Here is a 13,347-nt window from a genome sequence, read left to right as displayed (position 1 = left end):
TCGTCGGTTACGGTCACCGGCAAGCGCCCCCGCAACGTCTCCACCGGCCGCCGCACCGCCGTCCCGCTCACCACGAGAGGCTGGAAATCCTGACAGTACGGGCAGCGCATGCCCTCGTCCCCAGGGACGTACTCGGTCACGCCGCCACAGAACTCGCAGTGCACCCGCTACCCCCACGGTGGCAGGGGCGTGGTCAGCCCCCCGATGTCGATGTCGCAGATCTCCAGCCCCGTCTCGGCCAGATCCCGGCTGACCGCGGCCGCCACCTCGTCGGCCAGCGCCGCGTCGTTCAGGACGTCGAGCACCGCCCGCCGCCCCGACCAGACGGCGATGGTGCTCGTCAGCCGCCGCAACAACGGCCCCCTGACCGCCTCGGCGACCTGCCCGGCCTCGACGAGCGGCTGCCCCGCGACGAGCTGGTTCAGGAACGCGGTCGGATCGGCCACCCGGAACGAGAAACTCCCATGGGCCGCGAGCAGCACCGGCCCGTTCTCGGGATCCCGCAACTGGACGGGCCGCCGCGTCCCCCACTTGAGATCGCTGAACCTGCGCGTGCTGACGAAGTACACCTCGGCCTTCTCGGGGGACCGGAAGCCGTACCGGAACCCGCGCAACCTGCTGGTCACGGGGGCGTTGCCGGTGCGCAGGGTCTGCGTCCCGGCATGACACTCCCGGACGATCTGCCCGCCCCTGACGAACAACGCGACCTGCCACTCCCGGACGATCAGCTTGCTGCCGTTCTTCAGCTCGTCGAACGGCCGGTCATACCGCCAGGCGACGACCCCCGGCCGACCGCCTTTCCATTCGACGATGTCGATCAGTTCGCTGCGGATGAGGCCCATGTGCTCCCGCCTTCGTGAACTCACACACATCAGTGGGAACAGGTAACCGTCCGCTTGCGGACAGTGGGGGTAACGTGGCGGATAGATAAATGTGGAGAAATGTCGCTTGTGAAACGGGTTGTAACCTAGGACGCGGGACGGCATCCCAAGCGGCGGCGCACGGCGGCCTATAGAAGTACCTCCGGAGCAGTCGACAACCAGACGAACGCCCAGCCCTGTCCCCTCGAACGCCCCGCCTCACCGACGTTCCGGCAGCCGATGCCCACTGCCCCCGACAACGATGGCACCCAAGCCGGGCGGCCGAGCATCCCGCTTCACCTCGCCAATAACGGTCTTCTCGAACGAGCACCGACACATGCTCGAATCCAGGCCTTATTGGCGCCGGAGACCACGGTGACAAGCAGGCATTTCCAGCACCGACGCACAACAGCGCCGCAGCAGCGTTCCTCCCCCGGCGCAGTTGGCCTGAGCACGACCACGACCTCCCGCTCCCCGTCACCAGATCGGCCCCGCGCAGCACCCCTCGGCCCCGCCGCCCGAACAGCCGGTCAGGCGGAAGAGCCGGTCAGTCTTCGATGGGCACACCGAGGCGTCGGCTACCTCTAGGAGGACGGTTGGCCGAGGAGGATGGTCACCGCGGCACCCGAAGACAGGGCACATTCAGACCCATCACCCGAACCTGGCACCCCGCAGCAGGCAGCAGGCAGCAGGCAGCAGGCAGCAGGCAGCAGGCAGCAGGCAGCAGGCAGCGGGATGGTCGCGGTCGCGAAAGGGCTGCCGCTAGCCGGGACCCGGCACCCCGCTCCCAGCACGGCAATAGGCATCCAACCGCCGACAGCGCGCACCCAGCACCCCCGCACCCAACTGCGGACAGCGGACAGCGGACAGCGGACAGCGGACAGCGGACAGCGGGATCGTTGCGGTCGCGAAGGGCTGCTGCTAACCGGTACCCACCGCCTTTCCGGCAGCATCCGCTGCGACCAGCGCCGAAGAACCCGCCAGCCTGGAGATCATCGAGAAGCGGATCGCCGAACTGGCCTCCTATCCGGCCAACCCGCGCGATGACCTGGGAGACCTCGCCGACCTGACCGCCTCCATCACCGAACAGAGCAGCCCTACGAGGGAGGACGGCAGGCGAAGGTCAGTACGCGGCCCGGGAGGTGAGATGATCCGGGCACCACACAGTGGGCGTCTCCTTGACAGTCATCAACACACCCTCCTTCCGGCGACCACCAGAACACCCTTTCGCGGACGCGCGCAGGCGTGCGCCGAATCGCCGCCGCAAGAGCCCGGTCAGGAAAGACTCTCCACCCATCGGTGGGTGATCACGTTGATCAGCTCCCGGCCCTTCTCGATCGCCAGGGGTTGCGATCCGGGCTGGCCCGCAAGGCGCGCGTGCCGGGCGGTGGGGCCGCCGAGTTCGGGCCGGTTGCAGTTCTCGGTCAGCTGGCTCAGGTCCTTACGGGTCACCCACCCCGTCGTGTCGAGCCCGACAGGTTTGATGTTGGCCGTGATGATCTCGAAGACCTTGAAGATCTCGACCCAGCCGAAGGGCTGGCTGGCGAACTGCCGCACCACTTCGGCGACGTCGGGGTGCGTAGCCGCCGCACGCGCTAACGCGTTAGCAGGGGGATACGCGGCTGCGCGACGCCGTCAAGTAGCACCGTGGGAGCGCCGGCCGAGGCCCGTGCCACGACGGTCCCGATGGCGATCACCGCGTGCGTGCGGCCCTGAGCGTCATCGAAGTGGCCATCGAGCTCTACGGGAATAAAGGAACGGTGCACCAGGGTCGCGATGCCATTGACCTCGGTTAGCACGTGGCCGGCGGTCTCCAGCAGCTCAGCACCGATCAGCCCGTCCAGCCGCGGACTGGACAGGAAACATCCTGCCTCGTCTTGCCCGATGCGCAGCTTCCCTTGGGCGAACAGATCCGCCAGGAGCCGTAAGTCGTTATCTGTCCTTTTAAGCGCGCTTTGGTCTGCACACCGCCGACCGTAGAGTGCCCGGCACCCAAACGCGGCAGAGGATTGGCTGGCGTCCGATGACGTGGCCGCACCAGTGATCAACTACAACGCCCGCTTGCTCAACCCGCTGCCCAGCCTGCACGCGTCTAGGAGCTCCTGCGCCCTCTCGACCCGCGTACCCAGCACCTTGGCGTACCGCGCGGCGTACCGGTCGAGATGGAGGTCGGCAACGTCGTACGGCATGTTCATCGCGTGACTCTTGGGGCGCCAGAAAACTGGCTTACCGGTTTTGGTGATTTTCGGCCACACACAGATGAGACCTCTTCTGTGTGACAGGAGCCGAGATGGATGCCGCGTTAGCGGTGCAAGTTTTGATCGCGGTGCTGGGAGTAATCAGCGCCGCGCTTCCTATAGTGAGCCGCTACCGTGGCCGGCGCCGACCATCGGATTGCACCCACTCCGAGGCGCTTACATGCGGCGACCGCTGCCGTCATGGCAGGGCCGACGATGGCCGGGGATGAGACGGATGATGAACCGGTCTACCGCCAAGACTCCGCCCGTTTCCCCACCACGAGCCCGGCGACGGGTGACACAGTGGTGGCGATGCGTAAGCAGTTCCTGGACTTTTACAGCGACCAGTACCCCAAGGTGGTGCGGTTCGTGAGATGGGCCCGGGGCGCCGACCTTCCCGCCGCCGAGGACGCCGCGCAAGGTGCCTTTCTCGAGGCGTGGCGGATAGTGCAGCAGCCGGTCGACTGGGAGATGATCCGCAACCCGGAGGCATGGATCCGAACTGTCGCGCTGCGCCAGCACGATCGCCCGGCGGGGATGCGCCGGTGCCAGCCGATCACCCTCTTCGTTGACGACGAACTGATGGCGCTTATCGCCCCTTCTCAGGATGATCCGGCGGAACTGTCGACGCTGACCATCGATGTTCTGAACGCCTTGCAGGGGATCGATGACGAACAGGCCCGGATCGTGATGGCTTTCACCTTGGACGATTTCACCGACACCACGATCGGCCGCCAACTCGGCATCGACCCTCAGTTGGTGCGCAACCTTCGAGCCAAGGCTCGCAGGGTCCTGGCCAAGCGCTTGGCTCCAGTACACGTGCAGGAAGGAGACACAGCCCGATGATCCGTGACCATGACCCGAGCGACCTTCCCGACGAACTGTCCGACAGCGAATTGGACGCTCTTCTGACCGCCGCCCACTCCAGCATGCTCCGCCACATCCAGCGGCATACTGATCCGGCCGTCGGCCTGCTCGCCCTCATGGCACACCCAGCCTCACAGCCGGATGCCCCGGCTCCCTTACCTCAGCCGGGGCGCGTCGCCGACGCCCAAGCCATCATCGAGCTGCGCAATCTTCTCCGAACCACCGAGGATCCGTACCAGCTCTGCCGGCGGGCACGTCAGTCGGATCTGCCCTTCCGTATCAAGACCATCGCATTGCCGCTCGTCATCAGCGCCGCGGTCATCCGGGCGATCGCGATAGCTGCCGTACCAACCCACCGCAACCTGCTACGCAATTTCCTCGGCGGCCCCGTCCACAGCCTCGTCCATGATCTGGCACGCGATATCGACCTTGCCCTCGCCCTCGATCGTGACCTCGCCCATGCGCTCGACCTCGACCTTGCCCTTGCCCTCGCTCGCGACCGCAGCCGCGGCCGGGCCCTCCACCTCGCCCTCGATCGCGCTCTAGACCGGGTGAGCGGCCTCGGTCTCGACCTTGATTGGGACCTCGACTCCTACCTCGGCTTCGAGCACAACCTCGACCGCGACCGTCGGCGTGCCCGTGAACGTGACCGTGAGCGTGACCTCTCCCTCGTCTTCACCGTTGCCCGTGACCTGGCTCTGGCCCTGGCCCGCGACCTGGTCCGTGACCTGGCACTGGCCCTTGGCCGTGCCCTCGATCGGGCTCTCACCTTCGACCGCGCCCAGGCCCCCGCGCTGGCCCAAGCCCTCAATCTCGCTCAGGTTCTCGACCGTGACCTGACTTCCACCTTTGACCTTGCATGTGCGCAGGTCGTCAGTCTCTATGAGAACCTCGGCGCGATCATGGCCAGAGAACTGATTGCGATTCCCTTGGACGTTTCGGGGATGGACCTGTCGCATCTGCGTGTCACGGACGTGAATGCCGTCGCCGGGGTCATGTGGACACGATCCACCATCTGGTGTGCAGACCTACGAGAAGTCGTTGAAGACCAATCAGAAGAAATCCGGCCAGGTGTCTACAAAGTGCGTGATGGAGACGAACAAGAGTCACAGTCCGCCCTGGCGTAAGTCCCGAAACGTCCAAGCTTGACCTTTGGGATCCGGCGACCTCGACTACCTGATCGCCGATCAGACGCAACCGAAGCCACTGGCGCGACCTGCGGCGGGCCTGCCCGCCCCCAAGAGGGGCAACGCCTGCTCAATGGTCGGGCCCGGGGGGCCGGCGCGCCTGCCGCGCCAAGCGCAGCCGCTGACCCACCCCAGGCCGCGATCTCGTACTCGTAATGCACAGCGCCCCACCCGTGAAGAAGTCGCGGGCGGGAAACCGACTGGCGTTACGGGAGCGGGAGGTCAACCCCGCAACTCGCCGCGATGACCGTCAACAGCAGCGCCAACAGCCAAAACAAGGGCTTCCCCCATTTCAGCGGGATGCGGATGATGAACTCCGCCGGAGGCTCACCCTCACCAGCGTCAGCTTCACGACGTGGACTTCTGGCCATGCAACTCTCCAGGTAACAGGAAGCGACGCCTGGCGCTACTGGCCCGACCCCGAAAATCTCCACTCCCGGCTGCGCCGTGGTCCTGGTCGCCCGGACCCACGCCAGCGGCCTGCGGGCCGCGCAGGCCGCCGCCCGGCAGTGGTCCGCCGCCGCCGTGCCGGAGGGCGTCACGGTGCTGGGGCTGGTCGCCGTGGCCGATGCTCCCGGCCGGCTGCCCCGCCCGCTACGCGAGCTGCTGCCCCTGGTGGGCGACGGGCTGCCGCAGGTGTGGGAGCTGCCCTGGGTGGAGCCCCTGCGCCACGGCGACCCGCACGTCGCCGCCAGCCTGCCCCGCGCCTTCGCGGCGGCGGCCGACCTGACCGTTCTCACCCGACCCACCACTCTGGGAGGTAGTTGATGATCCAGCGCGTGATCGCCGTGATGGAGATGCTCCATCTGGAAGCGCTGCAGCAGGTGCTCGCGGCGGCCGGGCCGCCCGACCCGGGGATGGGCAACTCCCCCGCCCGGCTCCGACAAGCTGCTGAAGTGCTGGGCTGGGGCGTCTGGGTGGTCAGCCGCCGTCTGCGTGGGCGGGGTGTTCACCGTGGCCGCCAAGATGGCCATCTCCCACCACCAGGGAGAAGGCAGTCAGCACGCCGCCGGCCTGGCCTGGGTGCTGGGCGGCTGCGTCCTGCTGGGATCCGCCTCCGGTCTGGTGGGCGCCCTGATGTGAAACGCGCGAAGACCACGTCAACCACGTCGGCCGACGGCATCGCCGGCACCCCCGTTCCCAGCACGGCAACGGGCACCTCCGGCCAACAGCGCGCACCCGACAGCGGGCAGCGGGCAGCGGGCAGCGGGCAGCGGGCAGCGGGCAGCGAGATCGTCGCGAAGGGGTGCCGCTAACCGGGACACGGCCCCCGGCAACGCGGCACCTGGTTACGTCCCGGCACCCTTGCCGAAGACCACGGGCGTGAACGACCGGTCACCCGGCACGACGTCCGTGAGGGCCGGGCGTTTGGCGTGGCGGCCGTTGCCCGAGGAGCGGCCCGTCAGGCGGCGGATCAGCCACGGGCCGAGGAAAGTGACCACCCAGACCGCCTCCGCGAGATACCTGGCCAGCCGGTTCGGGGTCTTCAGCGGCGGCAGCGGCGCGGCCCACGACTCGTCGGCGCCCGGGAGGCCGAGGGCGTGGGCGGCACCGGCCGCGATCAGGGAGTGGCCCAGCGGGGTCGCGTGCACGCGGTCGCGGCACCACAACCTCGGGTCCACGCCGATCTCGTAGGACTCCGTGTCGACCACGATCACCCCCAGACGCCGGGCCGACTCCCGGATGCGCCGGTTGAACTCCAGCAGCCTCGGCCGCAGGTGGCGGGTCATCGCGGAGATCCGGGTCACGTCGGGATAGGTGAAGGTGAGGATGGTCGCCCCGGCCCCGGCGAAGGCGGCGTAGACGGCGTCGAGGTCGGCCATCACCGCGTCGACGTCGAAGCCGGGACGGACCAGATCGTTCATGCCGACCATCACGGTCACCAGGTCGGGCCGCATCGCCAGGGCGGGGTCGAGTTGCAGCGACCTCACGTGGCGGGTGCGGTGGCCGCGGATGGCGAGGTTGGCGTACTGGATTCCGGGATGGTGGACGGCGAGCATCTCGGCGAACCGGTCGGCCCACCCTCGGTAGCCCGCCGTCTCGTCGCCGTCGTTGAGGCCTTCGGTCTGGCTGTCGCCGACGGCGACGTAACGGAGGTAGCGCATGCCGACTCCTGCGCTCGGGTGGTCGTGGCGCGCCCGGCCCGAACCAGGGGACGCGTGCGGTGCGATCGCATCAGCCCCGCCTGTCCGGTTCTCACCGCCCAGGTGACAGCCGTCTTAAGGCCCGGTGAGCCTTGCCCTGCCGTCACACTCGCCGCCGGTTCAAGGCCGGTGAGCCCTTGCCCGCGCTTATGCCCGATGAGCCTCATCCCGCCGCCGCGACAGCCTCCGCCTTAGGGCCCTGGTAAGGCTTCCACCGCCGCGACGCCCGCCCAAGCTTAAAGGCCCGGTGGACCACTCCCGCCGCAGCCGCCTGCGGCTCAAAGGCTGGCACGGATTGCCCCGCCGAAGCCGCCCCCAGTTCAAGGGCTGGCATTGCTTGCCCCGCCGCCGCAGCCACCCCCGACTCAAGGCCCGGCACGGCTTGCCCCGCCGCCGCGGCCGCGCCCGAGCTTAAGGCCTGGCCAGGCTTCCTCCGCCCTCACGCCCGCCCCAGCTCAAGGCCCGGTGAACCAGACACCACCGCCTGCCCCGGCTCAAGGCGAGTGAACCATGCCCGCCGTCACTCCCGCCCCCGGCCAACTGAGCCTTTCCCGCCACCGCGCCTACCCCCGAGTCAGGCCAGGTGGGGCTTGCCCGCCGACCACGCCCGCTCCCGGCTCACCCAAGCTGCCCCGCCCGTCAGGCCACGTACTCCCGCAGGTGCTGGGCCGTCAGGGTGTCGGCGTCCGCGATGAGCGCAGATGGCGGGCCGGTGAAGATGACCTCGCCGCCGTCGTGACCGCCTCCCGGGCCCAGGTCGATGATCCAGTCGGCGTGGGCCATGACCGCCTGGTGGTGCTCGATCACGACGACCGTGTTGCCGTCGTCGACCAGGCGGTCGAGCAGGCCGAGCAGTTGGTCGACGTCGGCCAGGTGGAGGCCCGTGGTCGGTTCGTCGAGGACGTAGACCGACGACTTCTCGGCCATGTGGATGGCCAGTTTCAGCCGTTGCCGTTCCCCGCCCGACAGCGTGTTCAGCGGCTGGCCCAGCCTCAGGTAGCCCACGCCCACGTCGACCATGCGGTCGAGGATCGTGCGGGCCTGGCCGGTGGGGAAGAAGTCGCGGGCCTCGGTCATCGACATGCCGAGGACCTCGTGGATGTTCTTGCCGCGCAGTTTGTAGCCGAGGACCTCGGCGGTGAAGCGTTTGCCCTCGCACTGTTCGCACACCGACGACACCCCGGCCATCATGGCCAGGTCGGTGTAGATGAGGCCGATGCCGTTGCAGCCGGGGCAGGCGCCTTCGGAGTTGGCGCTGAACAGGGCCGCCTTGACGCCGTTCTCCTTGGCGAAGGCGGTGCGGATCGGGCTGAGCAGGCCGCTGTAGGTGGCGGGGTTGCTGCGCCGGGAGCCCCTGATCGCGGTCTGGTCGGCGACGACCACGCCGTCGCGGCCCGACAGGTAGCCGTGGATGAGGGAGCTCTTGCCCGATCCGGCGACGCCGGTCACCACGGTGAGCACGCCGAGCGGGATGTCGACGCTGACGTCCTTCAGGTTGTGGAGGGTGGCTCCCGAGATCGGGATGTGGCCGCTGGGGGTGCGGACGCGGTCGCGGAGTTTGGCGCGGTGGTCGAGGTGGCGGCCGGTGAGGGTGCCGGAGGCGCGCAGGCCGGGCACGTCGCCGGTGTAGCAGATGGTGCCGCCGTTCTCGCCCGCGCCGGGGCCGAGGTCGACGACGTGGTCGGCGATGGCGATGACCTCGGGCTTGTGCTCGACGACGAGCACGGTGTTGCCCTTGTCGCGCAGCATGAGCAGGACCTCGTTCATGCGGCGGATGTCGTGGGGGTGGAGGCCGACGGTCGGCTCGTCGAAGACGTAGGTGACGTCGCTGAGGCTCGACCCGAGGTGGCGGACCATCTTGACGCGCTGCGCCTCGCCGCCCGACAGGGTGCCGGAGGAGCGGTCGAGGCTGAGGTAGCCGAGGCCGATGCCGACCAGGGAGTCGAGCAGGTCGCGCAGGCCGGTCAGCATCGGGCCGACGCTCGGGTCGTCGATCGTGCGGAGGAACGCGGCCAGGTCGTTGACCTGCATCGACGAGCAGTCGGCGATGTTCACGCCGTTGATCTTCGACGACAGCGCGGCGCGGGTCAGCCGGGCGCCCCCGCATTCGGGGCAGGGGGCGAACACGACGGCGCGGTCGACGAACGCCTTGATGGCGCCCTGCATCGACTCGCGGTCTTTGGTCAGGTAGATGCGGTTGACCTTGACGATCAGGCCCTCGTAGCTGAGGTTGTTGGAGCCGACCCTGACCTTGGTGAGCGGCTTGTTGAGGAAGTCGTCCCACTCCTGGTCGGTGAAGTCCTTCAGCTTCTTGTCCGGGTCGTAGAACCCGGAGTGGGCCATGATCTGCCAGTACCAGCTGTCGATGGTGAACTGCGGGACGGTGATCGCGCCCTCGTTGATCGACTTCTCGCGGTCGACGAGCTGGTCGACGTCGACCGTCGAGACCTGCCCGAGGCCCTCGCACTTCGGGCACATGCCGTCGGGCAGGTTGAACGAGAACGCGGTCGACGGCCCGACGTGCGGCTGCCCGAGGCGGCTGAAGATGACGCGGAGCATGGTGTAGGCGTCGGTCGCGGTGCCGACGGTCGAGCGCGAGTTCGCGCCCATGCGCTCCTGGTCGACGACGATGGCGGCGCTCAGGTTGTGGAGCGCGTCGACGTCGGGGCGGCTCTGCGACGGCATGAACGACTGGACGAACGCCGTGTAGGTCTCGTTGATCATCCGCTGCGACTCGGCCGCGATGGTGCCGAACACCAGCGACGACTTGCCCGACCCGGAGACGCCGGTGAAGACGGTGATGCGGCGCTTGGGGATGTCGAGGGAGACGTCGGCCAGGTTGTTCTCTCTGGCCCCCCGCACCTGGATCAGGCTGTGGGAGTCGGCCGCGAGCGATTCGTTGAGGGGAGGCAGCACGCCGGAGAGCCTAGACGACCGGACCGACACTTCGGCCCATCCGCCACCACCCCGCCGCCAGGGCCGCGGCGGCGTAGACGGCGGGCACCGCCAGCCCGGCCCAGGTGCCGATCGGCGCCAGCCCGCCCTGCACGGCGAGCCCGGCCTCCATCGGCGTCAGCCAGGTCAGCCGCTCCTGCCAGAGGGGGTCCCGGAACAGGCGGACGACCAGCGGCAGTCCGTACAGGATGCCGAGGGTGACGCCCATGGCCACCGCCGCGTCGCGGACCAGCGCGGCCACGCCGAGGGCGAACTGCGAGACCAGGACGAGGTAGACGATCGACCCGGCGACCGCCGTCGGCGTGGCGCCGGGGCCGGCGAGCGCCGAGACGGGAATCGCGACCAGCGCCGCCGCGAGCGTGAGGCCGCCGGTCAGCAGGGCCTTGGCGGCGAGCAGCCGGCCCCGGCCGGGCACGGCGAGCAGGCTCGTCAGGACCATGCCGGTGCCGTACTCGCCCGACACGACCGCGACGGCCAGGGCGACGGCGGCGGCCTGCCCGGCCGCCACGCCCGCGAGCGAGACCCGTGACGGGAGCACGTCGCAGCAGGGCGTCAGCGCCGTGGCCGCCGCGCCCACGCCGACGGTCACCACGACCAGCGCCGCGACGAGCCACGGAAGGCCGGGCAGGGTGCGGAACTTGGTCCACTCCGCGCGGATCGCCGTCATGCGTCCCTCCGCCGCAGCAGCACGATCGCCGCGCCGAGCGCCGCGGCCGCGTACAGGAAGGAGACCGCGAAGCCGCCCCACGGCGGCAGGGGGTAGTAGCCGAGCGCGGGCACGGAGTAGTCCTCGACCTGCGGATACATGGGGATGCTCTGCTGGATCGCGAACCCGGCCGCCGGGGTGACGCGCAGCAGCCACTCGGCCGCCGCCGCCGGGATGACCGAGGCCGTCGCGAGCAGCTGCGGCAGCAGGACCAGCACGATCGTGGCGACGACCGCCGCCGCGCTGCGCCGGAAGATCGCGCCCATGGCGAGGGCCAGCACCGCCGTCACCGCCAGCAGCGCGGCCGTGCCGACGATCACGCGGACCTCGGTGAGCGTGCCGACGGGCGCGACGGCGTTGTTGCGGTCGCGCATCAGCCGCAGCCCGACGGGCACCGCGACGGCCGCCGCGACCAGCCCTCCGGCGAACGTCACCGCCGCGACCACGGCCGCCTTGGCGGGCAGGACCCCGGTCCGGCCGGGGGTGGCGGCCAGGGTCGAGCCGATCAGGCCGCGCCGGTATTCGGCCGTCACGAACAGCACCGCGACGACGATCACCGCGATCAGGCCGATGGTCGCGCCGCTCAGGGTGCGTTCGATGACCGCGCCGCCCTCGATCCCGGCCGGGGCGACGTCGCCCGACCCGGTGAGCTGGACGGCGGTCCCCCAGTCGCGCGCCGAACCGACCGACAACGAGGGCGCGCCGGGTTCGCCGCCGATGTCGTCGTGGGTCCAGCTTCCGGTGGCCCCTTCGACGCTGACGTTTTCGAATCTCCCGGTGACGTTGGTGAGCCGGCAGGCGCCGACGATGCCGCCGAGGGAACCCTGGCTGAGGGTGACGTCGCAGGGCGAGGCGGCGAACAGGCCGACGACCGCCGGTCCGGCCATTCGGGTCGAGGCGACCACCCGCCACGACTTCCCGTCGGGCGAGGTGGCCCCGGTGAGCACGTCGCCCTTCCGGGAGAGCCGCACCCAGGGGTCGCGGCCGGCGGCGAGGTCGTTCACGAAGTCGTCCTGCACGCGGGTGCCGTGGTCGCCGGTGACCATGACGGCGGTGTACGCCGACCCCTGGGTGAGGTCGCGCTTGACCATGACGCCGACCTTCGCCCAGGGCACCACGCCCGGAACGATCCGGTCGTGGCCGGGCGGCGGGTAGGTGATGACGCCGCTGACGCCGGTCACCCTGGCCGTGATCGAGCCGTCCGCGGGGAGCGCCCGGTGGTAGAAGGAGAATCGGTCGGTGACGGCCTGGCCGCCGGGCCCGATCGGGATCTCCGGGCAGACGTCCCCCTGCGGCCCTTCGCACGAGCGGACCGACCCGGCCGCGCCCAGCAGGCCGACCCCGGCGGTGAGCAGGATCGCGACGATCGACCCGGCGATCCAGCCGCGTACCGTGCGGAACTTGGTCCATTCGGACCTCAGCAGCGCGATCACCGGAACTCCACGCTCTCTCGGGTGAGCTCCATGTAGGCCTCCTCCAGCGTCGCCCGATGGGCGCTCACCTCGGCGAACGGCACCCCGGCCGCCGTCAGCACGGCGACCGTCCCGGCCCCCGGCAGCCCCGACACGGTCAGCGTGTCGGGGCCGGTCACCGTCACGGTCGCGCCCGCGCGGGCCAGCGCCTCCATGGCGTCCTCGCGCGCGGCGGTGCGCACGCCCACCCGGCCGTCGGAGGCGGCCGCGATGAGGTCCTCCACGTCGCGGTCGGCGACGACCCGGCCCCGGCCTGCGACGACGACGTGCCCGGCGACGTCCTGGAGCTCGCTCATCAGGTGGCTCGACACGAGCACCGCGCGCCCCTCGTCCGCCAGCGAGCGCAGCAGGCCGCGGATCCACACGATGCCCTCCGGGTCGAGCCCGTTGAACGGCTCGTCGAACAGCAGGATCGGCGGGTCGCCGAGCAGCGCGGCCGCGATGCCGAGCCGCTGCCGCATTCCGAGGGAGTAGCCGCCCGCCCTGCGCCGCGCGGCCGGTCCGAGGCCGACCTGGTCGAGCACCTCGTCGACCCGGCGGGCCCCGAGCCCCTGCGACTGCGCCAGCCACAGCAGATGGTGGCGGCCGGTCCTGCTCGGCTGCAGCGCCGAGGCGTCGAGCAGCGCGCCGACGTGGGTCAGGGGTCTTCTCAAGGTCCGGTACGCCACCCCTCCCACCAGCGCCGATCCCGCGTCGGGCCGATCGAGTCCGACGACGATCCGCATCGTGGTGGACTTGCCGGCCCCGTTGGGGCCGACGAACCCGGTGACCGTGCCCGGGCCGACCGTGAAGGTCATGCCGTCGAGGGCCGGGGTCGTCCCGAAACGTTTGCGCAGTCCGTTGACTGCGACGGTCGCGTCCATGCTCCGGAACCCTAGGGTCGGGGTCGCTGCGGGGGCGTCCCGCGACGGAGCGGTCT

Annotated in this window: 13 protein-coding genes; 4 read left to right on the top strand and 9 right to left on the bottom strand. The window is 70.0% G+C overall.

The features are described from left to right. Positions 1–167: 167 nt before the first annotated feature. The 4 genes from AW274_RS23780 to AW274_RS40510 all read right to left on the bottom strand — a co-directional run bounded on the left by AW274_RS23780 (position 168) and on the right by AW274_RS40510 (position 3,049). Positions 168–842, bottom strand: coding sequence for an SPFH domain-containing protein (locus AW274_RS23780; protein ID WP_062436428.1), 675 nt, complete (start codon positions 840–842; stop codon positions 168–170). Between the two features lie 1,293 nt (positions 843–2,135). Further along, on the bottom strand, positions 2,136–2,420 hold the full coding sequence (locus tag AW274_RS23775) for a hypothetical protein (RefSeq protein WP_062436427.1): 285 nt from the start codon (positions 2,418–2,420) through the stop codon (positions 2,136–2,138). A 35-nt stretch (positions 2,421–2,455) separates the two neighbouring features. Further along, positions 2,456–2,908, bottom strand: coding sequence for a hypothetical protein (locus AW274_RS40515; RefSeq protein WP_157520683.1), 453 nt, complete (start codon positions 2,906–2,908; stop codon positions 2,456–2,458). Further along, positions 2,909–3,049, bottom strand: coding sequence for a hypothetical protein (locus tag AW274_RS40510; RefSeq protein ID WP_157520682.1), 141 nt, complete (start codon positions 3,047–3,049; stop codon positions 2,909–2,911). 360 nt (positions 3,050–3,409) lie between these two features. On the opposite strand from AW274_RS40510, the gene AW274_RS23765 reads away from it, so the two are divergent. The 4 genes from AW274_RS23765 (at position 3,410) to AW274_RS42700 (ending at position 6,234) form a co-directional block, all read left to right on the top strand. After that, positions 3,410–3,943: an RNA polymerase sigma factor gene (locus AW274_RS23765; protein WP_157520681.1), complete on the top strand. Its 534-nt coding sequence runs from the start codon at positions 3,410–3,412 to the stop codon at positions 3,941–3,943. Then, complete coding sequence (locus AW274_RS40505; protein WP_062436421.1) at positions 3,940–5,091, top strand: hypothetical protein; 1,152 nt, start codon at positions 3,940–3,942, stop codon at positions 5,089–5,091. Before AW274_RS23765 ends, AW274_RS40505 begins: the two co-directional genes overlap by 4 nt. A 507-nt stretch (positions 5,092–5,598) precedes the next feature. Continuing rightward, positions 5,599–5,919, top strand: a complete 321-nt coding sequence (locus tag AW274_RS23755; RefSeq protein ID WP_062436419.1) for a hypothetical protein — start codon at positions 5,599–5,601, stop codon at positions 5,917–5,919. A 186-nt stretch (positions 5,920–6,105) separates the two neighbouring features. Further along, entirely contained in the window at positions 6,106–6,234 is a 129-nt protein-coding gene (locus tag AW274_RS42700; protein WP_269750619.1) for a hypothetical protein, read from the top strand. Between the two features lie 206 nt (positions 6,235–6,440). On the opposite strand, the gene AW274_RS23750 is transcribed toward AW274_RS42700, so the two are convergent. The 5 genes from AW274_RS23750 to AW274_RS23730 form a co-directional block, all read right to left on the bottom strand. After that, positions 6,441–7,256 carry an SGNH/GDSL hydrolase family protein gene (locus tag AW274_RS23750; protein WP_062436417.1) on the bottom strand — a complete coding sequence of 272 codons (816 nt, stop codon included), beginning with the start codon at positions 7,254–7,256 and terminating at the stop codon, positions 6,441–6,443. A gap of 678 nt (positions 7,257–7,934) precedes the next feature. Beyond that, on the bottom strand, positions 7,935–10,211 hold the full coding sequence (locus AW274_RS23745) for an ATP-binding cassette domain-containing protein (protein ID WP_198169376.1): 2,277 nt from the start codon (positions 10,209–10,211) through the stop codon (positions 7,935–7,937). A 10-nt stretch (positions 10,212–10,221) separates the two neighbouring features. Next, the gene (locus tag AW274_RS23740; RefSeq protein ID WP_062436415.1) at positions 10,222–10,917 is read right to left on the bottom strand and encodes an ABC transporter permease; all 696 of its coding nucleotides are present in this window, start codon (positions 10,915–10,917) and stop codon (positions 10,222–10,224) included. Continuing rightward, entirely contained in the window at positions 10,914–12,389 is a 1,476-nt protein-coding gene (locus AW274_RS23735; RefSeq protein WP_062436413.1) for a DUF1349 domain-containing protein, read from the bottom strand. Before AW274_RS23735 ends, AW274_RS23740 begins: the two co-directional genes overlap by 4 nt. After that, positions 12,386–13,291 (bottom strand): ATP-binding cassette domain-containing protein, encoded by a 906-nt coding sequence (locus AW274_RS23730; RefSeq protein WP_062436411.1) that lies wholly within the window; start codon positions 13,289–13,291, stop codon positions 12,386–12,388. Before AW274_RS23730 ends, AW274_RS23735 begins: the two co-directional genes overlap by 4 nt. Positions 13,292–13,347 lie beyond the last annotated feature (56 nt).

This window comes from Herbidospora daliensis, from assembly GCF_001570585.1.
Lineage (GTDB): Bacteria > Actinomycetota > Actinomycetes > Streptosporangiales > Streptosporangiaceae > Herbidospora > Herbidospora daliensis.
This window is presented reverse-complemented; position numbering and strand designations above follow the sequence as displayed.

Bases quoted from the DNA above. Each gene is read 5' to 3' on its own strand.
- AW274_RS23780 (WP_062436428.1), bottom strand. From the start codon at position 842: ATGGGCCTCATCCGCAGCGAACTGATCGACATCGTCGAATGGAAAGGC.
- AW274_RS23730 (WP_062436411.1), bottom strand. From the start codon at position 13,291: ATGGACGCGACCGTCGCAGTCAACGGACTGCGCAAACGTTTCGGGACG.
- AW274_RS23750 (WP_062436417.1), bottom strand. From the start codon at position 7,256: ATGCGCTACCTCCGTTACGTCGCCGTCGGCGACAGCCAGACCGAAGGC.
- AW274_RS23765 (WP_157520681.1), top strand. From the start codon at position 3,410: ATGCGTAAGCAGTTCCTGGACTTTTACAGCGACCAGTACCCCAAGGTG.
- AW274_RS40505 (WP_062436421.1), top strand. From the start codon at position 3,940: ATGATCCGTGACCATGACCCGAGCGACCTTCCCGACGAACTGTCCGAC.
- AW274_RS40510 (WP_157520682.1), bottom strand. From the start codon at position 3,049: ATGCCGTACGACGTTGCCGACCTCCATCTCGACCGGTACGCCGCGCGG.
- AW274_RS23740 (WP_062436415.1), bottom strand. From the start codon at position 10,917: ATGACGGCGATCCGCGCGGAGTGGACCAAGTTCCGCACCCTGCCCGGC.